Here is a 22,878-nt window from a genome sequence, read left to right on the forward strand (position 1 = left end):
GTGCGGGCCGGGGGCCAGGACTCGGGGTTCCTTCGGGAGGCGGGGGACGAGCCCGGCGCGCAGGAGCGAGGACTTGCCGCAGCCCGAAGGGCCGGCCAGGACGACGACGGGCTCACGGCCCACCATCCCCACCAGACGCTCGACGAGCCGGTCGCGGCCGAAGAACCGCTCGTGGTCGCCGGACTCGAAGCGGGCCAGTCCCCGGTAGGGGGCGTCCCCGGGGTCGTCGGCGGCGCGGCGGTCCGCCGTCTCCTCCTCGGCCGTCCGGTGCCAGCGCCGCTCCCACTCGTCCGGGTCGCCACCGCAGGCGGTGACGTAGGCGAGGGTGACGGACAGGGACGGGAGGCGGTCGCCGGCCGCGGCCTGGGCGAGCGTCGCGGTGGAGTAGTGGGCCCGCGCGGCCATGGCGCGGTAGGTGAGGCCGCCGGCCTCCTGCCGTAACTTCCGCAGTTCCAGGGCGAATCGGGCGACGGCGCCCTCGGTCGGGTCAAGCGGTCGCTCGCGTCGCCCCATGGCACCCCCTCGGCCTCGCACGTTACGGAGCGGGGCCGGGCCGGGGCAAGGCGCGACGACAGGGCTGTCCGGTAATTGTCCGGAGTGGCGAAAGGGGGCTGCCGGACAACGGTCCGCGCCGGAAGACTCGGATCACGGCACCCCGGGACGGCCGTCGCGGCGGACGGTACGGGGGAACCCCGGGTGCCGCCGTGGTGGGTGGGACGACCGGCCGCGGGCGGGCTCCGGAGGGCCGAGCACGGGGGGCTGCGGCCCTCCGGAGTCCACGAGGCGCGAGCCTCGCGAGCGGCGGGGTCAGCCCTGCTGGAAGAGCTCCGCCGGCAGCGGCTTCAGGAGGGCGTACAGATCGTCGGTGATCGGGCGGTCCCACGCGGCGATGGTCACCAGGACGTTGTCGCTGCGGTCGAACTGCACGCAGGAGATCCGGCTCTCGGAGAGCTTGAGGCGCCGCACGATCAGGAGGTTGTCGCCCTGCATCACCGGCACGTCCTCGGCGCCGACGACGGTCACCTCCTCCTCGTTCTCCAGCGCGATCAGCAGCTGGGCCACCTCGAAGGGGACCTCGCCCTCGGCGAGCTCCCGGGCCGGGGAGCCCTCGGGGAGGTTGCCGATGATCATCGCGGGGCCGCGGCCGCCGAACAGGTCGTAGCGCAGGAAGACACCCTGGCACGTGCCGTCGGGGGCGGGCAGCAGACCGGCGCCGAGATTCCCGGGCCAGTCGCCCGGGTCCATGGCCAGGACGTCGAAGTCGGGGCCGGCGGGGGTGGCGCTGCGGCGGCGGAGGAACGACATGCGCCCATGGTAAGGGGCGGTGAGGGTGGTCGTGCGACCGCGGGTGCGTGGGGCTGGCCGCACCCACGCGGCGGAGCCGCACATCGATACGCCCCCGCGCCTGTGAGGTGGGGCTGCCTCACGTCGGTTTCAGCGCCGACGCCAGTCCGGTGTTGTCGGTGCCCATCTTTCGGTAGACCGCTGAGAGCAGGCGGGTGACCGTCGGCTCGTCGACGTTCAGCTCCTTCGCGATCTTCGCCTTGGTCCGCCCCTCGGCCGCCATCGTGGCTGCCGTGCGTTCGCGCGTCGTCAGCGCGTCCGTGTCGGTGCTGTGCAGACGACGCGGCCTCAGGCCCGCCGCGGCCAGCTCGTCCCGAGCCGCCTCCACCAAGCCGTCCGCGCCGCACTGCGCCGCCGCGTCCAGTCCCCGGTACAGATGCTCGGCCGCCTCGGTGGGGCGCCCTGTGCGCCGTAGCTCCGTGCCCAGGGCCACCAGCGCGCACGCCAGCTCGTACGCCGCCGGGGAGCACTCCAGGTGGGCGACCGACTCCTCCAGATACTTCACTCGGACCGAGCCCGAGGACACCTCGGCGGCCGTGCGCAGGGCCTGGCCGATGGCGGAGGGGGTGCCGAACTGGCGGGCGCGGGCCACCGCTTCGAGGGCGGTGGTGACCGCTCGTTCGGGGGTGTCGTGGCTCTCGGCGCGGGCGAGGTGGAGCTGCCAGGGGCACCAGGCGGGGTTGCGGATGCCTCGGGGGTCGAGACGGCGGCCCGCTGCCGATAGTTCGGCCGCCGCGTCCTTGGTGAGACCGCGGGCGAGCAGCAGTTCGCCGTAGACGGTCTGGACGTCGGGGAAGACCACGGCGGCCGGGAAGGGTTCGTTGAAGGAGTAGTCCTCGGCGGTCTGCGCGGCCTCCGTGACGCGCCCGCGGGCCAGCAGGACCTCGATGAGGATGCCGACGGCGTACCAGTGGGCGGGGGTGCCCGGTCCGACGCGTTCGGCCAGCCTGAGACCCGCGCGGACGAAGTCCTCGGCCTCGGCGAGCCGGCCGCGGCGGAAGCGGAGGTAGGCGAGGAGCGTGTAGCCGAAGGAGAGATGGGCGCCGCGCCAGCCCTGCCGTTCGAAGTCGGCGATGCCTGCGGCGAAGAGCTCTTCCGCGCGGCCGGGGCGGTCCGCGTACATGAAGGCCATGGCCACCAGTACGGGCACCTCGAACCCGCGGTCGGGTTCGGCCCAGCCGAGGCCGCCGGCGAGGGCGCGTTCGGCGTGGTGGAGGGCGACATGGGCGGGTTCGCCGCGCAGGGTCGCGTCCCAGGCGCGCAGGCCGATGATGTACCGCTCGGTGAGGTCGCGGCCCCTGAGGCGGTCGGCGAGTTTGGTGAGGCGGCGGGAGCGGGAGGGGTGGTCGGGTTCGTCGGCGCGGAAGGCGTCCCACATGAACTGCTCGGCGACCATGCGCAGTTTGACGCGGGCGTCCTCGGTGACGCGGATCTCCCGGGCGAGGGTGTCGGAGGCCTCGGCGAGCCGGTCGCTGTGGGCGAGGACCTGGGAGAGCCGGTAGACGATGTGGTGCCGCAACTGCCGGTCGGCGATGGGCTCCTCCAGCGCGGCGCGCAGGTGGTTGACCGTGGTGGCCGGTTCGGTGAGCAGGGAGGCGCTGCCGAGTTCGTACAGGACGGCGGCCCGGTCCTCGAAGGGCGGGGGTTCGCGCAGGGCACGGACGAGGTAGCTGCGCGCGGCGTCGGGGGCGCCCGAGCGGACGGTCTCGCCGGCGGCGGCACGCAGTTGCTGGACGACCCAGGCGTCGCCGTCGGGGTGGGTCTCCAGGAGGTGGCGGGCGGCGACGGAGGGTCCTTGTCCTTCGTTGATGACGCACCAGGCGGCCTGGCCGTGCAGGGCGACGCGGACACCCGAGGGGATGGCCCGGTAGACGGCGGTGGCGATGAGCGGGTGGACGAACTCCAGGGTCTCGGCGCCGGTGAGGATACGGGCGCCGCGCAGGGCGTCGGCGGCGTCGGCGGCCTCTTCCTGGCCGAGCCCCGCGACGGCGGCGGCCAGCAGGGGGTGGATCTCGGTGCCGAGGACGGCGCAGGCCCAGGCGAAGCGGACGGTGGAGGTGCCGAGGCGTTCGAGTCGGGCGATCAGTCCGCTGCCCTTGACCGCGGCGGCGAGGTCGCGCAGCAGATGGGCGCCGGCCTCGGTGGGGGTCAGGCCGCGGTCGCGCACCTTGGCGGTGAGCTCGACGGTCTCGAAGGGGTTGCCCGCGGTGACGGCCCAGCACTCGCGGCAGAACGCGTCGTCGGCGTAGGTGCCGAGTGCTTCGCGTACGAGACCGGCGACGGCGACCGCGCTGAGCGGCTCCAGATCGATCGGCCGTCCGCCGGCCCGCCCCGGCAGTCCCCTGAACGACTCGGCGTGGTCGGGGAGTTCGTCGGGCCGGTAGCCGACGACGAGCAGCAGTGGAAGGTCCTCGGCGCGCGGTGCGAACGCGGCCAGCCAGCGCAGGGATTCGGGGTCCGCCCAGTGCGCGTCGTCGAGGACGAGGACCATCGGGGCGCGCTGCACGGCGAGATGGGTGAGTACCCAGTCCAGTCCGTCCCGCAGTCCCTGCTGGTCGGGCGGGGCGCCGTCGGTCGGCGCGCACAGACCGAGGGCCGGGCCGACGATGTCGTACCAACTGCCCAACCGGTCACGGAGATCGGCCTCCGCCGCACCGGCGAACTGGGGTTGCAGAAGCTGCCTGGCCACATGGAAGGCGACGCGCTGCTCCTGGTCGCCGCCGCGCGCGGAGAGCACGGTGCAGCCCCGTGCGGCAGCGCGCCGCCGGACCTCGGCCAGCAGGGTCGTCTTGCCGATCCCGGCCCTTCCGGCGAAGGCGAGCAGCGCGCCCCGGGGCTGACCGGCCGACTCCGCGCCGTCCGCGCGCAGACCGGTGAGCTCGCCCAACGCCTCGTCGACGGCGGCGAGTTCACTCTCGCGCTCGAAGAGCGTCCTGCTGCTCCTGGTGCTGCGCCGGCCCATGGTGCACCCCCTGTCGCGGTGGCACACCCACGCGGGGAGCGGGCGCACACCGTGACCTACAGGCACCTCAGCGTACGCCCGACGGGAGGCGCGCGACCCGGTTAGTCCTTTACTGACCGGGGTCGGGTCACGCGTCGGTACTCGGCCCGGGCAGGTGTGGCGAGTGACTGCCGTGCGTGGCCCCGGGACGCCACACTGTGAGGAGGGTGGAGCAGGACATCGCCGTCGGGGGAAAGCCGGGGACAGCATGGGTGACGACGCAGCGGCGGCCACCGGCCGGATGGTGGACGTCCGGGTGGACCTCGCGGCCGATCCGGAGTTCGGCGCGGAGGCGGGGGAACGCGCGGCGCGGCAACTCCGTTCCGAGCTCTCCGAGTTGGAGGTCGAGTCGGTACGTGTACTGGCGGGCGGCCCGGCTCCGGACGGGGCGAAGGGGGCCGACGCGTTGACCATCGGCGCGGTCGTGGTGGCGCTGAGCGCGTCGGGCGGGGTGTTCACCTCGCTCGTGGAGACGGTACGGGACTGGCTCGGGCGCTCGGCCGCGCGGCACCGGGTGTCGCTGACGATCGACGGGGACACGATCGAGCTGGAACGCGCCACCGCCGAGGAGCGGCGCGCCCTCGTCGAGGCGTACGTCCGCCGCCACACGGAGGACTGACCGGCCGTGGGACGCCGGCTGGCGCTGCTCGTCGCCACCTACGAGCACCAGGACAGCGGGCTGCGGCAGTTGACCGCCCCGGCCCATGACGCCGAGTCGCTCGCCTCGGTGCTGCGGGATCCCGACATCGCGGGTTTCGAGGTCACCACGCTGATCAACCAGCCGCACCACCGGGTCGGTGAGGCGATCGGCGAGTTCTACCGCGACCGGCGCCGCGACGATCTCACGCTCCTGTACTTCACCGGTCACGGTCTCAAGGACGACAGCGGTCGCCTCTATCTGGCCATGACGAACACCCGTCGCGACAGCCTGCTGTTCACCGCGTTGTCCGCCGAGCACGTCGACCAGGCCATGGAGGGCTGCCCGTCCCGGCAGAAGGTGCTGATCCTGGACTGCTGCTACAGCGGGGCGTTCCCGGCCGGCAGGCTCTCCAAGGGAGACGCGGCGGTGCACACCCTGGAGCGCTTCCAGGGCCACGGCCGTACGGTGCTCACCGCGTCGGACGCCACCCAGTACTCCTTCGAGGGCGACCGGGCGCACGGCCGGGCCACGCAGTCCGTGTTCACGCGCTACCTGGTGGCCGGGCTCCGTGACGGCAGCGCCGATCTCGACGGCGACGGCGACATCACCCTCGACGAGCTGTACGGCTACGTCCACGACCGGGTCGTCGACGAGATGCCGCAGCAGCGCCCGAAGAAGCTCGACAACGTCGAGGGCCGGATCGTCATCGCCCGCAACGTCAACTGGTCCCTCCCCGCCCATCTGCGCAACGCCCTGGGCAGCCCCATCGCCACGGACCGGCTCTCCGCCCTCGACGGCCTCGCCCACCTGCGCCGCATCGGCAACGAACAGGTCCGCGCCGTCGCCCTGGAGGAGATCCAGCGCCTCGCGGAGGACGACAGCAGGGTCGTGTCGGGGGCGGCCGCGACGCATCTGCGACCGGTGGCGGCGCCGGAGGCCGAGCCGGGAGCGGTGGCGGAGGCCGAGCCGGGACCGGTGGCGGAGACACCGTCGCCGGAAGCGGAACCCGCGCCGGTGAAGGAGACACAGTCGCCGCGGGAAGCGGCTATGGCACCGCCTGACTCGCCCGCCGACCCGCCGACCGCCGACGCAGGCCCCGCTCCGCACCCACGCCGCAGAACGTTCCGCCTCGTCACCGCCTCGGCCGCCACCCTCGCGCTGGCAGCGGTTGTCGGCGGACTGCTCGCCTACGGCGGAGGCGACGGTGGTGGCGGTGGCGGTGGCGGCGAGGATCACGCCAAATCCTGCCCGGCCCTCCTGAAACCCACGGCCACCCTCCCGCGCAAGGGGAACCAGTGGTTCGAGTTCAGCCCGGACGAGAAGATGTTCCTCACGATGGACGCGGGCAGCGAGAACACGCTTCGACTGTGGGACGTGGAAACGCGTACGGAGCAGACCACGCTCGAACACCAGACGATTCCCAACAACGGCGTCGCGTTCAGCCCCGGAGGTCAACTACTCGTCACCCAGAGCGCCGCCGCCCCGGACGAAGCCGTCAGGGTTCAGTTGCGCACCATGGCCTCCGGCGACACCCTCTCCATCCGCACGGGCGACAAGGGGGTCGTGAGCGCAGCCGTCAACCCCAAGGGCACGGTGCTCGCCACCGCCGGTGCGTCGCACCCCAAGACGGCGTACAACAACTGGATACAGCTATGGGACACCACCCTGGGCGAAAGCATCGGCACCTTCCCCGGCCACACCAACGGCGTCGAGTTCATGGAATTCAGCCGCGACGGAATGACCCTCGCGACCGGAGGCTACGACAACAAGACGAAGCTGTGGAACATGACCGACCGAGCGGCGACCGTCAGCGTCTCCGGCTCCGCCGGGGGACATCTCAGCCCCGACGGCGAGACCTTCGCGGCGCAGTCCAGCGACGAATCCGAACCGATGCGCCTCGTCGACGTGGCGACCGGCGATGTCGACAAGAGCCTGACCGGCACCTTCTCCGGAATCTTCAGCCCCGATGGCACGACCCTCGCCGCCCATACCCCCAGCGGTGGTCTCCGGCTCTGGGACGTCCGGAAACGCGAGTTCGTCGCCGACGTAGGCCGTGACGCGGCCTTCCTCGGATTCAGTCCCAGCGGCAAGGTCATCGCCGTCTGGGGCCCGGGGGACAAGGTATCGCTGTGGGACGTCAAGAGCCACAAGACCATCTCCACGTTCGCCGGTACCGGCATCCCGGGCGCATCGAGAATCGGTGACGACGGCAAGACCTTCGCGAACATCAACAAGGACGGCTCGATCGCCTTCTGGGACATCTCTGCCTGCTCATGACCCCGGCGGCACCACCGCCACCGGGCTCGCCGCGTGCAGCAGCACCGCCTGTGTCACCGACCCCATCATGCGGGCGGGTGCCAGCAGTCGGCGCCGATGGCGGCCGACGACGACCAGTTCGGCGTCCTTGGAGGCACTGACCAGATGGCCGGCCGCGTCGCCCGGGGCCACGTAGAGGTCGACCCGTACGTCCGGGCGGTTCTCGCGGTGCGGGGCGAGGAAGCCTTCGGCGAGGGTGCGGGTCTCCGCCTCGACGGCGTCCTGGTCGATCATCACGGCGCTGAGTTCACCCGGCATCGCCCACGTCTGGAGCGGCCACTGGTACGCGCTGACGACGTGGAGGCGAGCGCCGCGGACGGCCGCCTCCGCGAAGGCGACCGCGAGGGTGGTCTCGTCGGGGCTGTCCGCCCGGAGACCGACGACCACTCGGGGGCCGGGTTCGGCGGGTTCCATCGGCTCCACCTCGCGCCCGGGCCGCGGCACCACGACCACCGGGCACTCCGCGTCGCGTGCGACGGCCATGCCGTTGGAGCCGAGCAGCAGGCTCGCGAAGCCGCCGCGCCCTCGGGAGCCGAGCACCAACAGCTGGGCGGTCGCGCCCAGTTCGGGCAGCAGGGCGGACGGGGTGCCGTCCAGAGCGAGGTATTCCGTCACGGGCCGGTCGGCCGCCTCCGACACCCGTGTGCGCGCCTGCTTCAGGACCGCGTCCTCGTCCGCGTCCGGCGGACCGGTGACCAGTCCGTCGGGCTGGACCCACGCGGTGTACTGCCGCACATGGACCACGCGCAGCGGCGCCCGGCGTCCACGGGCGGCGTCGAGGGCCCAGTCCAGGGCGCGCAGGCTGTCGTCCGAACCGTCGACCGCCGCGATGACCGGCAGGGTGCTCATGGGTTCCTCACCTCCGGAGTACGACCTTCCCCCGGGGGCCAGCGTCGCTCAGACGCCGGCCCCGGCAGGTTGCTCAAGGTCGCGTGTCCGGAAAAACAGGTGAAACACCCCCGGATCGGCCCGTCGGATCGGCCCGTCGGATGGGCTCGGGCGGACTCGGGCCGGAACCTCACATGGTCACGTGAGGTCGAACTCCCCTTCCCGCGCCCCTGACACGAACGCGCCCCATTCCGCGGGTGTGAAGATCAAGGAAGGGCTCTCCGGGCGGCCGCTGTTGCGCATCGCGATGAAACCCTCGACAAAGGCGATCTGGACATCCCCCAGGCCACGGCTGCTGGAGTGCCAGTCGGCGCTGCTGAGGTCCAGCTCGGGCTTGTCCCAGCCCATGAGCGGCTGCTGCTGGATGGTGGTCTCGGCCACGTCCGTGCTCCTCCCGATTGCGTCGTCCGCGGGCCAGCCTAGCGATCGACCCCGAGTGCCGACAGGCCACGTGAGGGGGACCTTTCGGTGACCTTCCGGGAGGCATTTCACGCATCAGGGGGTTCGGACCCCACGAGCCACATCGAGAAGAACTGGGATCCGCCGCCGTAGGCGTGCCCGAGCACCTTGCGGGCCCCTTCCACCTGGTGTTCCCCGGCCTGGCCGCGCACCTGGAGGGCCGCCTCCGCGAAGCGGATCATGCCGGAGGCGCCGATGGGGTTGGTGGACAGGACGCCGCCCGACATGTTGACGGGCAGATCACCGTCCAGTTCCGTCACTCCCGCCTCGGTGAGCTTCCAGCCCTCGCCCTCGGCGGCGAAGCCGAGGTTCTCCAGCCACATGGGCTCGTACCAGGAGAACGGCACGTACATCTCGACGGCGTCGATGTCCCGGCGCGGATCGGCGATGCCCGCCTGCCGGTACACATCGGCCGCGCAGTCCTTTCCTGCCTGCGGCGAGACGGCGTCCTTGCCCGCGAAGAGGGTCGGCTCGCTGCGCATCGCGCCGCCCAGCATCCAGGCGGGCGGTCGGGGCGAACGGGCCGCGCCCGCACGGTCGGTGAGGACCATCGCGCAGGCGCCGTCGGAGGACGGGCAGGTCTCGGAGTAGCGGATCGGGTCCCAGAGCATGGGCGAGGCCTGGACCTTCTCCAGGGTGATGTCGTGCTCGTGGAGATGCGCGTACGGGTTCTTGAGCGCGTTGCGCCGGTCCTTGTAGGCCACCAGCGAGCCGACCGTGTCGGGCGCCCCACTGCGCCGCATGTACGCGCGGACGTGCGGGGCGAAGAAGCCGCCCGCCCCGGCCAGCAGGGGCTGCTGGAAGGGGATCGGCAGCGACAGGCCCCACATGGCGTTGGACTCGGACTGCTTCTCGAAGGCGAGCGTCAGGACGGTGCCGTGCACGCGGGCCGCGACGAGCCCGGCGGCGACCAGTGCCGTGGAGCCGCCGACCGAGCCCGCCGTGTGCACCCGCAGCATCGGCTTGCCGACCGCGCCGAGCGCGTCCGCGAGATACAGCTCCGGCATCATGACGCCCTCGAAGAAGTCGGGCGCCTTGCCGATGACGACGGCGTCGATGTCGGCCCAGTCCAGTTCGGCGTCGTCGAGGGCCCGTCGCGCCGCCTCGCGTACGAGCCCGGCGATCGACACGTCCCGCCGGGCCGCGACGTGCTTGGTCTGACCGATGCCGGTGACGGCCACGGGCTCCTTGCTCATCGCGGATCCCCTTCCAGTACGGCGACCAGGTTCTGTTGGAGACAGGGCCCGGAGGTGGCGTGCGCGAGGGCCCGGTCGGACTCGCCGCGATGGATCCGGGCGGCGGCCTCGCCGATGCGGATCAGCCCGGCGGCCATCATCGGGTTGGCGGCGAGGGCGCCGCCGGACGGGTTGACCCGGACGTCGTCGGCCAGCTTCAGCGCCTTGCGCAGCACGACCTCCTGGGAGCTGAAGGGCGCGTGCAACTCGGCGGTGTCGACGGGCCGTTCGAAGGCTCCTGCCTTCTCGGCGGCGAGGCGGGCGGAGGGCGAGTCGGTCAGATCGCGGACGCCGAGGCCGTGTGCCTCGATGCGGTGGTCGATGCCGCGGATCCAGGCGGGGCGCGCGCACAGTTCGCGGGCCCGCTCCCCTGCCGCGAGCACCACCGCGGCCGCCCCGTCGCCGATCGGCGGGCAGTCACCGGTGCGCAACGGCCGTACGAGGTAGTCCCCTTGCGGGACGGTACCCGTGAGCTGGGCTCGCGGGTTGTCGACCGCACGGCTGCGGGCGCCGATCGCGGCCAGCGCCGGTTCGTCGGTGGCTCCCTCGTCGATGAGGGCCTGGGCCTGGAGGGCGGCGAGGGCGACCGAGTCGGGCCACAGCGGGGCCACGTAGTACGGGTCGAGCTGGCGGGTCAGCACATCGCGCAGCGACCCGGGTGAGGACTTGCCGTAGGAGTAGACGAGCGCGGTGTCCGCGTCCCCGGTGAGGAGTTTGGTCCAGGCCTCGTACAGCGCCCACGCGCCGTCCATCTCGACGTGCGACTCGGAGATCGGCGGCCAGGCGCCGACGCCGTCGAGGGCGAGGGTGAAGGAGAAGGCGCGGCCCGCGAGGTAGTCGCTGGAGCCGGAGCAGGTGAAGCCGATGTCCGCGGTCTTCAGTCCGGTCCGGTCCAGGACGTCGTGCAGGACCGGCATGAGCATCTCCACCTCGGACTGTTCCTCGGTGGTGCGCCGGACGTCGGACTGTGCGAAGGCGACGACGGCGATGTCACGCGCCCCTGGGCTTGCTTCACGGGTCACAGCAGCTCCTTGTACGTCTCGTAGTCCGCGTCGGGTTCTCCCGTGGGCCGGTAGTGGTCGGGATAGCGGCCCCCTTCCGTCCACACCGGTTCGACGCGCAGGCCCATGCGCACCTGGTCGTAGGGGATGCCGCCGATGCGTCCGTGCAGCGCGAGCCCGGCGCCGTCGAGGGCGATGTGGGCGTAGACGTAGGGGACTTCGATGTCGAGGTTCTTCGCCTTGATGTTGACGATGCAGAACGTGGTGACCGTGCCGGCCGGACCCACCTCCACCTGTTCCGAGGTGGCGAGGCCGCAGGTGGGGCACGCGCCCCTCGGCGGTACGTACACCTTGCGGCAGGACGGGCAGCGTTCGCCGACGTTGCGTCGTTCGGAGAGGGCGTTGATGTAGGCGGTCTGGGCGCGGCCGGGTGAGTAGGTGTAGTCCAGTCGGGCGGCCGCGACGATGCCGGTGACCGGGTCCCCGAACTCGCCGCTGTGGCCGGTCGGTTCGGCCGCGTCACCGTCGTAGGGCTCGAAGCAGGCGATGTCGGTGATCGCGCCGGCGCGGTCCTCGGCCCAGCGGACGCGGACGCGCATGCCGGTGTGCACGGTGTCGGGGCCGGGCGCGTCGAGGGCGTGGAGGAGCGCCGTGTCGGCGCCGTCGAGGCGGACGAGGACCCAGGCGAAGGGTGCGGAGAGGGGCTGGCCGCGGCGGGGGTGGTGGTTCCAGGCCCAGGTGGTGACGGTGCCGGTGGGGGCGACCTCGACGAGGTCGTGGATCTCCTCGGCGGTGACGGGGTCGTACTCGACGGGGGGTACGAGGGTGCGGCCGTCGCCGGTCCGCACACCGAGGACGACGCGGTCGCGCAGGCCGGTGAGGAACGCGCTCTGGACGGGGCCGAGGGAGCGGGTGAAGGGGAATTCTACGACGAGAGGAGCTTTGAGGACTGCGGGCATCGGGGTTGCCTCCTTCGGAGCGAGGTGGGTGGATCGCGCCCGGGAGGGGCGCGAGGCCGTGGCATCCGCGGCTCCGCCGCGTGCGCGCGAGCAGCCGCTGACGGCCCGCGGTGTCCGAACCGCCGCACCCGGCGGAGCGTTACGCTCGCTTGTAGGTGGGCGGTCGCTTCTCCGCGAAGGCGCGGGCCCCTTCCTTGGCGTCGGCGGTGTCGAAGACGGGCCAGCCGCGCTTCAGTTCGGCGGCGAGGCCGTCGGTCTCGGTCAGCTCGGCGGTCTCGTACACCGAGGCCTTGACGGCTTCGACCGCCAACGGGCCGCAGGCGTTGATCTGTTCGGCGATCTCCAGGGCCTTGGTGAGTGCGGTGCCGTCGGGGACGACGTGTCCGATCAGGCCGATGTCCAGGGCCTCGCGGGCGCTGTACGGGCGGCCCGTGAGCAGCATCTCCAGGGCGTGGGTGCGCGGGATCTGGCGCTGGAGGCGGACGGTGGAGCCGCCGATCGGGAAGAGGCCGCGTCTGACCTCGAAGAGGCCGAAGGTCGCCGACTCGCCCGCGACCCTGATGTCGGTGCCCTGGAGCATCTCGGTGCCACCCGCGACGCAGTGGCCCTCGACGGCGGCGATCACCGGTTTGCGGGGGCGGTGATGGCGCAGCATCGCCTTCCAGTGCAGGTCGGGGTCGGCTTTGAGCCGGTCCCGGTACTGCTCTCCTTCCATGCCCTTCCCGGCCAGGGCCTTGAGGTCCATGCCGGCGCAGAACGAGCCGCCCGCTCCGGTGAACACGATCGAGCGGACCGAGTCGTCGGCGTCGGCCTCGACCCAGCCGTCGTACAGGCCGACGAGCATCGCCAGCGAGAGCGCGTTCTTGGCCTCCGGCCTGTTGAGCGTGAGCACCAGTGTGGCGCCTTCGCGCTGCACAGTGAGGTGTTCCGTGCCACCCATCGCCCATCTCCCCTCTGAAAGAACGAGAACAGGTTGCAGGAGTGGACCGGGCTCTTCAAGAGTTTTCTGACAGTCAGTCAGATTTCTTCGCGCGGAGCCTTCACAGTTGGGTCGCCCTTTGCTCTGATGACCGGCAACCGGTGCGGAGCCAGGGCCTGTCGTTTGGATCAGGTCGGCCGTGAGGAGCGGCTCTTCCGGACCGACGCGACGCCGAGCTGATCCAAACGCCAGGCCCTAGGTCAGGAGGAGCGGTGGAGTACAACCTTGCCGACCTGTTCGAGTCGGTCGTCGACGTGGTCCCGGACCGCGAGGCGCTGGTGTACATCGACATCCCCGGCACGGGCGCGGAGCGCCGGCTGACGTACGCGGAGCTGGACGCGGCGGCCAACCGCGTCGGTCACCATCTGATCGACAGCGGGATACGGCCGGGCGAGCACGTCGGACTGCACATGTACAACGGCATCGAGTACCTCCAGGTCGCGCTCGGCTGTCTGAAGGCCCGGGCCGTACCGGTGAACGTCAACTACCGTTATGTAGAGGACGAGTTGGTCTATCTCTACCGGGACGCCGATCTGGTGGGCCTGGTCTTCGACGCGGAGCTCACCGACCGGGTCGCCGCCGCGCTGCCGCTCACGGAGAAGCTGCGGCACCTGGTGCGGGTGGGCGACGCCGTACCCGGTGCGGACGCCCTGGACGCCGTGGCGTTCGCGGACGCCGAGGCCGCCGGGTCCCCCGAGCGCGGGTTCCCGCCGCGCTCCGGCGACGACCAGTTCATCATCTACACCGGCGGCACCACCGGGATGCCCAAGGGCGTGATGTGGCGCCAGGAGGACCTGTTCTTCTCGGGGATGGGCGGCGGGGCGCCGACCGGCGAGCCGGTGAAGAAGCCGGAGGAACTCGCCGAGCGGGTCGCGGCCGGCGGTTCGGGGATCACCTTCTTCCCCACTCCCCCGCTGATGCACGGCACCTCCACCCTCACCGCGTTCATCGGCTTCAACTTCGGCCAACGGATCGTGCTGCACCGCAAGTTCTCGCCCGAGGACGTCCTGCGGACCATCCAGCAGGAGAAGGTCACCAGCATGTCCCTGGTCGGGGACGCGATGCTGCGGCCGCTGATCGACGCCCTCAAGGGCCCCATGAAGGGCACGGACACCTCGTCGATGTTCAGCGTGTCCTCGTCGGGGGCGATCATGTCCGACACCGTGCGCCGGCAGTTCCTGGAGCTCGTCCCGAACGTGATGCTGCTCAACAACTTCGGCTCCTCGGAGTCCGGCTTCAACGGCACGGCCACCGACGACGCCGGCCCCGAGCGCGGCTTCCGCGTCCGCGTCAACTCCCGGACCCAGGTGGTCGATCCGGCCACCCGCGAGCCGATCGCCGTGGGCGAGGTGGGCCGTGTCGCCCAGTGCGGCCATGTGCCCCTGGGCTACTACAACGACCCGCGGAAAACGGCCGAGACCTTCTTCGAGAAGGACGGCGAACGCTGGGTGCTGCTCGGCGACATGGCGACCGTGGACGAGGAGGGCGTCGTCATCGTCCTCGGCCGGGGTTCCCAGTGCATCAACACCGGCGGCGAGAAGGTGTACCCGGAGGAGGTCGAGCAGGCGCTCAAGTCCCATCCGGACGTGTACGACGCGCTGGTGGCCGGGGTGCCGGACACCAAGTGGGGTCACCATGTGGCAGCCGTCGTACAGCTGCGGACGGGCGCGGCCCGGCCGTCCCTCGACGACATCCAGACGCACTGCCGCAACCGGCTCGCGGGCTACAAGATCCCGCGTCAGCTGGTGATCGAGGACTCCATCCAGCGGTCCCCCAGTGGGAAAGCGGACTACCGGTGGGCACGGGAGGTGGCGGTGCGGGCGGACGGGTGAGTTCCGCGCGCCCTTCCTGGGCTTTCTCCACCGTGGGATTGAACCGAAGGTGACGTGCGGACGTACTGGTGGTGGCAGGCTCGGTCACAGGGCTCTGTTCGTCATGCCATCGCAAGACCGCACGGAAGGACCGCCGGGTGTCGCTCTTCACACCTCGCTCTCGCCAGCTGCCGGAAGCCACCGAGGGCGGTGCGGAGCCAGACCGGGAGACGGTCGAGGAGGCCGAGGAGGTCACGGAGAAATCCGGCTGGTTCGGCTGGCGCAGCCGCTTCCCGCGCACCGCGCGCGGCGTGACCATCGGCACGACCGTCCTCGCCGCGGCCCTGGTGCTCGGCGCGCTCCTCATGCCCAACCGCCTCGACCGGATGAACGTCCAGGCGTTCCTGCGTCTGCCCGTGGAGGCGATCCTCCTCGCGGGCCTGCTCCTCGCGCTGCCGAGGCGGGCACGGCGTATCACGGCCGTCGTCTCCGGCGTGCTCATCGGGCTGTTCACCATCATCAAGTTCCTCGACATGGGCTTCCGCGAGACCCTCGCCCGCCCCTTCGACCTGGTCTTCGACTGGATCCTGCTGGACGACGCGGCGGATTTCGTCAGGGAGTCGTTCGGCCGCTCGGGGCAGGTCCTCGCGGTGACCGGGGTGATCGTCCTGGCCATCGCCGTTCTCGCGGTCTGCACGCTCGCGGTGGTGCGGCTGACGAACCTCCTGGTCCGGCACCGTCCCGTGGCCCTGCGCAGCACACTCGTCCTCGGCATCGTGTGGATCGTCTGCTTCACGCTGGGCGTGCAGTTCGGCGGGGTCCCCTTCGCCACCAAGGGCAACACGCAGTTCGTCGCCAACCGGGTGCAACAGGTGCGTGACGGCCTCTTCGACGCCCAGGAGTTCGAGAAGCTGGCCGCCGTCGACGCCTTCGCCAAGACCCCGCCCGACCAGCTGCTGACCGGGCTGCGCGGCAAGGACGTCCTGTTCACCTTCATCGAGAGCTACGGCCGGGTGGCCATCGACGACCCGGCGATGGCCCCGCAGATCGACGCGGCCCTCCAGGCGGGCGACAGCAGGCTCAAGGCCGCCGGCTTCTCCTCGCGCAGCGCCTGGCTGAAGTCGCCCGTGACGGGCGCCGGCAGCTGGCTCGCCCACTCCACGTTCCTGTCCGGTCTGTGGGTCAAGAACCAGCAGCGGTACCGCAGTCTGACCGGAGGCGACCGCGCGACCCTGACCAGCTACTTCCAGAAGACGGGCGCCTGGCGCACGGTCGGCATCGTGCCGGGGGTGCGCAAGGCCTGGCCCGAGGGCAAGTACTTCGGCCTCGACCACATCTACGACTCCACGCACCTCGGTTACAACGGCCCCTACTTCAGCTGGACGCCGGTGCCCGACCAGTTCAGCCTGGAGGCCTTCGAGCGCCTGGAGCACGGCAAGGAGAACCGCGACCCGATCATGGCGGAGATCATCCTGGCCTCCAGCCACAACCCCTGGTCGCCCATCGCCCGCATGGTCGACTGGGACCAGCTCGGTGACGGCTCGGTGTTCGAGCAGATCAAGAAGGAGGGCACGGACCCCAAGAAGGTCTGGAAGAGCTCCAAGTCCGTGCGCACGGAGTACCGCAAGGCGATCGAGTACTCGTTGCAGAGCCTGACCGAGTGGGTCGAGCGCTACGGCGACGACGACACGGTCCTCGTCTTCCTCGGCGACCACCAGCCCGTTCCGACCGTCACCGGGGGCGACACCAACAAGGACGTGCCCATCACGGTCGTGGCCCGCGACCCGAAGGTCCTCGACCGGATCGCCGACTGGGGCTGGACGGACGGGCTCAAGCCCGCCGGGAACGCGCCCGAGTGGGGCATGGACACGTTCCGCGACCGCTTCATGACGGCGTACGCGAAGTGAGGTCCCGTCAGCCGAGGAAGGGCTCCACGACCGCCAGGAACTCCTCGGGGCGCGTCTCGTGCACGAGATGCCCGGCGTCGACGGTCACGAGCCGGGCGTCGGGAAGTCGCTCGGCGACGGCGGCGATCTGCTCCTGAGGGACGGGACTGCCCGGCCCGCCTCCCACCACCAGCGTGGGCATGGTGATCCGCCCCATGTGGTCCCACCACACAGGATCGGGGGTGTTCCGCCGGACGTCGGTCGCCCGGATCATCGCCCAGTCGTACGGCAGGTCCCCGGCGGGGCGTTCGGCGGGCGGCCGGGGCGGGTCGAGCGGGAGGAACGCGGGTACGTCCTCCAGGACGAGGCGTCGTACGAGGCCGGGTGCCTGCTGGGCGAGGAGGCAGGCGACGAGGCCGCCCAGGGAGTGGGCGACCACGTCGGTGGGCGCGATGCCGAGAGCGGTCACGAAGGCCCGGATGTCGTCGCGCATCTCCTCCAGGGCGTAGGTGCCGGGCCAGTCGCTGCGTCCGTGACCGCGCAGGTCGGGGGCGTACACCCGGCGCGGGTGCCCTCCTGTGGCGAGCCGCTCGGCGATCGGCGTCCAGTCCGCGCCGTCGGCGCCCCGGGAGTGCAGCAGGAGGACGGGCGGCGCGTCCTCGCGGCCCCAGGTGCGGTACGCGAGCGTGATGCCGTTGGCCTTGAGGGTGTCCATGCCGGGCAAGGTAGCCGGAGGGACGGTGGACGACGTCCCTACTCTGCCGAGGGCAGAGGCGCCCCGAGGAACGTGACGATGCGTCGCACGAACCACTCCGGGTCGTCCAGCCACGGATAGTGCCCGGCGCCGGGCTGCACCGCGAGCTCGGCGTGCGGGAAGACGTCCGCGGCGCGGCGGGCCAGTTCGGGCCTGGGGGCGTTGTCGACCTCCCCCGCGAGCACGAGCAGCGGACGCTCCAGCCGCCCGAGCGCCTCCCGGGTCGCGGGCGGGTCATAGGCGCCGGCCGATCCGTAAACGTCCGCGGCCTCGTCGTTGAACTCCTCGTCCCCGCGCGCGTCGTGCGCCGCGGCGGCCTCGTCCCAGCGGCCGTAGAAGAAGGGCGCGAACACGGGGTCGTATCCGCCGCTCCCGTCGAGCGAGGCCGCGAACACGGGGAACGCCTCCTCGAACCACGGCTCGTCCTTGCGCAGCGGTGCCGCCGCCAGCCGGTCCTCGTCCGTCACCGGCATGCCCAGCGCCCACGGGATGACCGTGACCAGCGCCAGCCGCCCCACCCGGGCCGGATGCCGGGCGGCGTACAGCATGGCGAGGCTGCCGCCTGCCGAGTGCGCGAGCAGGTCCATCCGCTCCAGCCCCAGGTGGACCCGCAGCGCCTCCACGTCGTCCACGAGCCGGTCGCAGCGGTACGTCGCCGGATCGGCCGGTGTCGCGGAGGCTCCCGTGCCCCGCAGATCGAGCAGGACGAGCCGCCGGTGGGCGCCGAGGCCGCCGAGGTCCCCGAGGTAGGCGGAAGCGCGCATGGGACCGCCGGGCAGGACGACGAGCGGCGGACCCTCACCCTTGAGGTGGTAGGCGAGCTCGGTCCCGTCGTACGAGGTGAAGGTCGGCATGGCGCCGATCCTCACCGTCCCGTGCCGGCGTCGCAACGGGGTTCTCCAGCTCCGCCGGATCGTGGACCCGCGTCCCCGCTAGGCGAACCGGTCCCTGAGCTCCCGCTTGAGGATCTTCCCGCTCGCGTTCCGCGGCAGCTCGTTCACGAACAGCACCCGTTTCGGCGCCTTGAAGTGGGCGAGCTTCTCGCGGGCGTGAGCGATGAGTTCGGCCTCCGCCACTTCTTCGCGGGCGACGACGACAGCCGTCACGGCCTCGATCCAGCGCTCGTCCGGCAGGCCGATGACGGCCACCTCGGCGACGGCGTCGTGGGTGTAGAGCGCGTCCTCGACCTGGCGTGAAGCGACCAGTACGCCACCGGAGTTGATGACGTCCTTCACGCGGTCGACGATCGTGAAGTAGCCGTGGGCGTCGCGGACGGCGAGGTCGCCGGAGTGGAACCAGCCGTCGCGGAAGGCGTCGGCGGTCTCGTCGGGCTTGTCCCAGTAGCCCTCGCACAACTGCGGCGAGCGGTAGACGATCTCGCCCGGTGTGCCGTCGGGGACGTCCTTGCCGTCCTCGTCGACCACGCGGGCGTCGACGAAGAGGACCGGGCGGCCGCAGGAGTCCATCCGGCCCTTGTGCTCGTCGGGGGCCAGGACCGTGGCGAGCGGGCCGATCTCGCTCTGCCCGAAGCAGTTGTAGAAGGCGAGCTTCGGGAGCTGTTCGCGCAGTCGCTCCAGCACGGGCACCGGCATGATCGACGCGCCGTAGTACGCCTTGCGCAGTCCGCCGAGGTCGCGGGTGGTGAAGTCGGGGCGGTTGGACAGGCCTATCCACACCGTCGGCGGCGCGAAGAGGCTGTCCGCGCGGTCCGCCTCGATCAGGTCGAGGATCCGGTCGCCGTCGGGCGCGTCGAGGATGATGTTGGTCGCCCCGGCCGCCAGGTACGGCAGCAGGAACACATGCATCTGCGCCGAGTGGTAGAGCGGGAGGGAGTGCACGGGACGGTCCCCCGCGCTCAGGTCCAGTGCCGTGATCGCGCTCAGGTACTCGTGCACCAGGGCGCGGTGCGTCATCATCGCGCCCTTGGGGAGCGCCGTCGTGCCCGAGGTGTAGAGCAGCTGGACGAGGTCCTCGCTGCGCGGTTCCGGCCCGTCGTACACGGGGGCCGACTCCAGCCGGGCCAGCAGCGAGTCGTCCGCGTCACGCAACGGCAGGGTGCGTACGGATTCCGGGAGCCGGCCCGCGAGGTCCGGGTCCGCGAGGACCAGCGAGCTGCCCGACTGGTCGACGATGTACGTCAGGTCCTCGCCCGTCAGGTTCTGGTTCACCGGCACGTGCACCAGGCCCGCGCGGGCGCAGGCGAGGAACGCGATGAGGTAGGCGTCGGAGTTGTGGCCGTAGGCGCCCACCCGGTCGCCCGGCGCGAGGTCCTCGGCGCGCAGGACGCTCGCCGCGCGCGAGACCGCCTCGTCGAGTTCCTCGTACGTCCACGAGCGGTCGGCGTACTCCACCGCGACCCGTGCCGGGGTGCGCCGGGCGCTGCGCCGCAGCACCCCGTCGACCGTGCTGCCGTGTCCAGGCGTCATGACACATGATCCTCGGTCCGCCACCGCGGGAGGTCAAGCACGGGGCCGAGGACACATACCCGTTGGTACGCTCAACCGCTCCTTCCCTCAATGACGTTGGGAGGCACGATGCGCACCCGCCTCAGACGAATCCTCGTCGCGGCAGTCGCCCTGCTCACCGCCACGTCCGCGCTGCCGGCAGCCGCGGCCGAAGGCCAGAACCGTCAGCAACACCCCTCGCACGGCGGCCTGTCCGCCACGATCCGCTACACCGAGTACGGCATCCCGCACATCCTCGCGAAGAACTACACGGACCTCGGCTTCGGCACCGGCTGGGCGCAGGCCGCCGACCAGGTGTGCACGCTCGCCGACGGTTTCGTCACCGTGCGCGGGGAACGCTCCCGGTTCTTCGGGCCCGACGCGGCACCCGACCTCTCGCTCTCCTCCGCCGCCAGGAACCTCTCCAGCGACCTCTACTTCCAGGGCGTTCGGGAGGCGGGCACGGTCGAGAAGCTGCTCGCCGAACCGGCGCCGCTGGGTCCGAGCCGGCAGGCGAAGGACCTGATGCGAGGGTTCGCGGCCGGCTACAACGCCTGGCTCAAGCAGAACCGCGTCACCGACCCCGCCTGCAAGGGCGCCGCCTGGGTCCGCCCGGTGACGACCCTCGACGTGGCCGTGCGCGGCTTCGCGCTCGCCGTCCTCGGCGGGCAGGGGCGCGGTGTGGACGGCATCACCGCCGCCCAGCCGCCCACCACGGCCTCCACTGCGGCGCCCGACGCCCAGGACACCGCCCGCGCCGCCCGGGAGCTGCTGGCCGCCGACACCGCCGACATGGGCTCCAACGCCGTCGCCTTCAGCGGGACGACCACCGCCAACGGCCGCGGGCTGCTGCTCGGCAACCCGCACTACCCCTGGCAGGGCGGCCGTCGCTTCTGGCAGTCGCAGCAGACGATCCCCGGTGAACTCAACGTCTCCGGCGGCTCGTTGCTCGGCTCCGCGACGATCTCCATAGGCCACAACGCGAAGGTGGCCTGGAGTCACACCGTCGCGACCGGTGTCCCCGTCAACCTCCATCAGCTGACGCTGGATCCGGCCGACCCCACGGCCTACCTCGTGGACGGCAAGCCGGAGAAGATGACCCGGCGCACGGTGACCGTCCAGGTGAAGGACGGCGCCCCGGTGTCACGGACGCAGTGGTGGACCCGGTACGGCCCCGTCGTCACCTCGTTCGGCGCCTCGCTGCCCCTGCCCTGGTCCAGCACCACGGCGTACGCCCTCAACGACCCCAACTCCGCCAATCTGCGCGCCTCCGACACCGCCCTCGGCTTCAGCAAGGCCCGCTCCACGGCGGAGGTCCTCGGTTCGCTGACGCGCACGCAGGGCCTGCCGTGGGTGAACACGGTCGCCGCCGACTCGGGCGGCCACACCCTGTTCACCCAGTCCCAGGTGCTCCCCCGCATCACCGACGAACTGGCCCAGCGCTGCTCCACGCCCCTCGGCAGGGTCACATACCCCTCCGCCGGGCTGGCGGTCCTCGACGGCTCGCGCGGTGACTGCGCGCTCGGCACCGATCCCGACGCCGTGCAGCCGGGCGTCTTCGGTCCGGCGAGGATGCCGACCCTCACGGACGCCGCGTACGCGGAGAACTCCAACGACAGCGCCTGGCTGGCCAACGCCGACCGGCCGCTGACCGGGTACGAGCGGGTCTTCGGCACGATCGGCACCCAGCGGTCGCTGCGGACCCGGGGTGCGGTCGAGGACGTGTCGGCGATGGCCCAGCGCGGGCGGCTGACCGTGCGGGACCTTCAGGCGCAGCAGTTCGCCAACCGGGTGCCCGCGGGCGACCTGGCCGCGGCCGACGCGGCGACGGCGTGCGCGGCGCTGCCGGGAGGTACGGCAACGGGCAGTGACGGCAAGGCCGTTGACGTGAGCGAGGCCTGCGGGGTGCTCGCGGCGTGGGACCGTACGGTGAACACCGACAGCCGGGGCGCGCTGCTCTTCGACCGGCTGTGGCGGAAGATCCCCGCGGCCCAGCTGTGGAAGGTGCCGTTCTCGGCCGCCGACCCGGTGCGCACACCGAACACCCTCAACACGGCGGCGCCCGCCTTCGCCACGGCTCTCGCGGACACGGTCACCGAGCTGCGGGCGGCGGGCATCGCGCTCGACTCCCGGCTCGGACAGCACCAGTTCGTCGTACGGAACGGTCAGCGCATCGCCGTTTCGGGCGGCACCGAGTCCCTGGGCGTCTGGAACAAGGTCGAGCCGGTGTGGGACCCGGCCCACGGGGGCTACACGGAGGTGACCACCGGCTCCAGCTACATCCAGGCCGTCGGCTGGGACGGCAGCCGCTGTCCGGTGGCCCGCACCCTCCTGTCGTACTCCCAGTCCTCCAACCCGAACTCGCCGCACTTCAGTGACCAGACCCGGCTGTACTCCCAGGAGAAGTGGGTGACGTCCCGCTTCTGCGAGGGGGACATCCTGACGTCACCCGGGCTCAGGATCGTGCACGTGCGGGAGCGCTGAGTCTCACGTCGGCTCGTCGCAGTAGGTGTCCGGCGGGCAGAACCAGTCGGACGCCGTGGTGAGGAGCTCCAGTTCGCCGGTGCCGCCGTCGGCGTCGGGACCGTAGGAGGCCAGCGCGTAGACCTCGTCGTCCTGGGCGACGAAGCGCAGGTCGTAGGCGTGCCAGGGGCCGAGGTCGGGTTCGCCTCCGAAGGAGTCCGCGAGGTACTCCAGCAGGGAGGCGGACCCGGTCTCGTCCAGGCTCCGCAGCGACAGCTGGACGAAGCCGTCGGGTTTGGGGTACTCCGGGGACAGGACCACCCGGAACGACTCGTCGGGAGACGCCTCCGCGACCTGGAACACCTGGAGTCTGCGGTCCCCTTCGGGGCTGCGGTAGTCGACCACGTCCATCCCGTACTGCGAGTCCGACGCGGTGCGCAGCCAGTTCTCGGGTACGGCGATCCGGAAGCCCTCCGGGTCGTCGTACGCCACATAACCCGCGGGGATTCCCTCGGTGGCGGGGGGTTCCGTGTCGAACGTGGTCGCCGGGCCGGGGGCGGGTGTCGTCGGTGTGAGGTCGGGGCTCGCGGGCGTGGTCGCCGCGATCACCGGGCCGGCGCCGCCGTCGTCGTCCGTGAGGGTCACGGCGAGGCTCACGGCGGTTCCCACGACGGCTACCGCGATGGCCACGAGGGTCC

Annotated in this window: 17 protein-coding genes and 1 pseudogene; 5 read left to right on the plus strand and 13 right to left on the minus strand. The window is 71.7% G+C overall.

Annotation, left to right across the window (positions count from 1 at the left end):
- The 3 genes from HLK59_RS35100 to HLK59_RS35110 form a co-directional block, all read right to left on the minus strand.
- The coding region (locus HLK59_RS35100) for an XRE family transcriptional regulator (protein ID WP_171145654.1) at positions 1-513 on the minus strand (513 nt) is incomplete at its 3' end.
- A gap of 294 nt (positions 514-807) precedes the next feature.
- Entirely contained in the window at positions 808-1,305 is a 498-nt protein-coding gene (locus HLK59_RS35105) for a hypothetical protein (protein ID WP_171145655.1), read from the minus strand.
- Between the two features lie 118 nt (positions 1,306-1,423).
- Complete coding sequence (locus HLK59_RS35110) at positions 1,424-4,306, minus strand: AAA family ATPase (RefSeq protein ID WP_171145656.1); 2,883 nt, start codon at positions 4,304-4,306, stop codon at positions 1,424-1,426.
- A gap of 247 nt (positions 4,307-4,553) precedes the next feature.
- Here HLK59_RS35110 and HLK59_RS35115 point away from each other — a divergent pair, with 247 nt between their 5' ends.
- Together HLK59_RS35115 and HLK59_RS35120 are read left to right on the plus strand one after the other, a co-directional pair.
- On the plus strand, positions 4,554-4,964 hold the full coding sequence (locus HLK59_RS35115; RefSeq protein WP_171145657.1) for a hypothetical protein: 411 nt from the start codon (positions 4,554-4,556) through the stop codon (positions 4,962-4,964).
- A gap of 6 nt (positions 4,965-4,970) precedes the next feature.
- A complete protein-coding gene (locus HLK59_RS35120) occupies positions 4,971-7,262 on the plus strand; it encodes a caspase family protein (protein WP_171145658.1) in 2,292 nt (763 codons plus the stop codon).
- Here HLK59_RS35120 and HLK59_RS35125 read toward each other — a convergent pair.
- From HLK59_RS35125 to HLK59_RS35150, 6 genes are all read right to left on the minus strand, one after another.
- Positions 7,257-8,150 (minus strand): universal stress protein, encoded by an 894-nt coding sequence (locus HLK59_RS35125; RefSeq protein ID WP_171145659.1) that lies wholly within the window; start codon positions 8,148-8,150, stop codon positions 7,257-7,259. The two genes, HLK59_RS35120 and HLK59_RS35125, sit on opposite strands and share 6 nt — an antisense overlap.
- A gap of 177 nt (positions 8,151-8,327) precedes the next feature.
- Complete coding sequence (locus HLK59_RS35130; RefSeq protein WP_046259371.1) at positions 8,328-8,570, minus strand: DUF397 domain-containing protein; 243 nt, start codon at positions 8,568-8,570, stop codon at positions 8,328-8,330.
- 107 nt (positions 8,571-8,677) lie between these two features.
- Positions 8,678-9,844 carry a thiolase domain-containing protein gene (locus HLK59_RS35135; protein WP_171145660.1) on the minus strand — a complete coding sequence of 389 codons (1,167 nt, stop codon included), beginning with the start codon at positions 9,842-9,844 and terminating at the stop codon, positions 8,678-8,680.
- Positions 9,841-10,905: a thiolase domain-containing protein gene (locus HLK59_RS35140; protein WP_171145661.1), complete on the minus strand. Its 1,065-nt coding sequence runs from the start codon at positions 10,903-10,905 to the stop codon at positions 9,841-9,843. The genes HLK59_RS35135 and HLK59_RS35140 overlap by 4 nt, the downstream gene beginning before the upstream one ends.
- Positions 10,902-11,843, minus strand: a complete 942-nt coding sequence (locus tag HLK59_RS35145; protein WP_171145662.1) for an OB-fold nucleic acid binding domain-containing protein — start codon at positions 11,841-11,843, stop codon at positions 10,902-10,904. The genes HLK59_RS35140 and HLK59_RS35145 overlap by 4 nt, the downstream gene beginning before the upstream one ends.
- Before the next feature lie 139 nt (positions 11,844-11,982).
- The gene (locus HLK59_RS35150; RefSeq protein ID WP_171145663.1) at positions 11,983-12,783 is read right to left on the minus strand and encodes a crotonase/enoyl-CoA hydratase family protein; all 801 of its coding nucleotides are present in this window, start codon (positions 12,781-12,783) and stop codon (positions 11,983-11,985) included.
- A 251-nt stretch (positions 12,784-13,034) separates the two neighbouring features.
- On the opposite strand from HLK59_RS35150, the gene HLK59_RS35155 reads away from it, so the two are divergent.
- Positions 13,035-14,654, plus strand: a complete 1,620-nt coding sequence (locus HLK59_RS35155; RefSeq protein ID WP_171145664.1) for an acyl-CoA synthetase — start codon at positions 13,035-13,037, stop codon at positions 14,652-14,654.
- 137 nt (positions 14,655-14,791) lie between these two features.
- A complete protein-coding gene (locus tag HLK59_RS35160) occupies positions 14,792-16,540 on the plus strand; it encodes a sulfatase (protein WP_171145665.1) in 1,749 nt (582 codons plus the stop codon).
- Between the two features lie 7 nt (positions 16,541-16,547).
- Here HLK59_RS35160 and HLK59_RS35165 read toward each other — a convergent pair whose 3' ends face one another.
- From HLK59_RS35165 to HLK59_RS35175, 3 genes are all read right to left on the minus strand, one after another.
- Positions 16,548-17,234, minus strand: coding sequence for an alpha/beta hydrolase (locus HLK59_RS35165; RefSeq protein WP_171145666.1), 687 nt, complete (start codon positions 17,232-17,234; stop codon positions 16,548-16,550).
- 38 nt (positions 17,235-17,272) lie between these two features.
- Entirely contained in the window at positions 17,273-18,127 is an 855-nt protein-coding gene (locus tag HLK59_RS35170; RefSeq protein WP_171145667.1) for an alpha/beta hydrolase, read from the minus strand.
- Between the two features lie 78 nt (positions 18,128-18,205).
- Positions 18,206-19,699, minus strand: a complete 1,494-nt coding sequence (locus HLK59_RS35175) for an acyl-CoA synthetase (RefSeq protein WP_171145668.1) — start codon at positions 19,697-19,699, stop codon at positions 18,206-18,208.
- Between the two features lie 108 nt (positions 19,700-19,807).
- Here HLK59_RS35175 and HLK59_RS35180 point away from each other — a divergent pair, with 108 nt between their 5' ends.
- The gene (locus tag HLK59_RS35180; protein ID WP_171145669.1) at positions 19,808-22,201 is read left to right on the plus strand and encodes a penicillin acylase family protein; all 2,394 of its coding nucleotides are present in this window, start codon (positions 19,808-19,810) and stop codon (positions 22,199-22,201) included.
- Positions 22,202-22,204: 3 nt separating this feature from the next.
- On the opposite strand, the pseudogene HLK59_RS35185 reads toward HLK59_RS35180, so the two are convergent.
- A pseudogene (locus HLK59_RS35185) lies at positions 22,205-22,878 on the minus strand (hypothetical protein); the annotation flags it as partial.

The organism is Streptomyces sp. S3(2020), assembly GCF_013044505.1.
In the GTDB taxonomy this organism is placed as follows: Bacteria; Actinomycetota; Actinomycetes; order Streptomycetales; family Streptomycetaceae; genus Streptomyces.

Bases quoted from the DNA above. Each gene is read 5' to 3' on its own strand.
- HLK59_RS35125 (WP_171145659.1), bottom strand. From the start codon at position 8,150: ATGAGCACCCTGCCGGTCATCGCGGCGGTCGACGGTTCGGACGACAGC.
- HLK59_RS35105 (WP_171145655.1), bottom strand. From the start codon at position 1,305: ATGTCGTTCCTCCGCCGCCGCAGCGCCACCCCCGCCGGCCCCGACTTC.
- HLK59_RS35175 (WP_171145668.1), bottom strand. From the start codon at position 19,699: ATGACGCCTGGACACGGCAGCACGGTCGACGGGGTGCTGCGGCGCAGC.
- HLK59_RS35135 (WP_171145660.1), bottom strand. From the start codon at position 9,844: ATGAGCAAGGAGCCCGTGGCCGTCACCGGCATCGGTCAGACCAAGCAC.
- HLK59_RS35170 (WP_171145667.1), bottom strand. From the start codon at position 18,127: ATGCCGACCTTCACCTCGTACGACGGGACCGAGCTCGCCTACCACCTC.
- HLK59_RS35145 (WP_171145662.1), bottom strand. From the start codon at position 11,843: ATGCCCGCAGTCCTCAAAGCTCCTCTCGTCGTAGAATTCCCCTTCACC.
- HLK59_RS35180 (WP_171145669.1), top strand. From the start codon at position 19,808: ATGCGCACCCGCCTCAGACGAATCCTCGTCGCGGCAGTCGCCCTGCTC.
- HLK59_RS35150 (WP_171145663.1), bottom strand. From the start codon at position 12,783: ATGGGTGGCACGGAACACCTCACTGTGCAGCGCGAAGGCGCCACACTG.
- HLK59_RS35165 (WP_171145666.1), bottom strand. From the start codon at position 17,234: ATGGACACCCTCAAGGCCAACGGCATCACGCTCGCGTACCGCACCTGG.
- HLK59_RS35115 (WP_171145657.1), top strand. From the start codon at position 4,554: ATGGGTGACGACGCAGCGGCGGCCACCGGCCGGATGGTGGACGTCCGG.
- HLK59_RS35110 (WP_171145656.1), bottom strand. From the start codon at position 4,306: ATGGGCCGGCGCAGCACCAGGAGCAGCAGGACGCTCTTCGAGCGCGAG.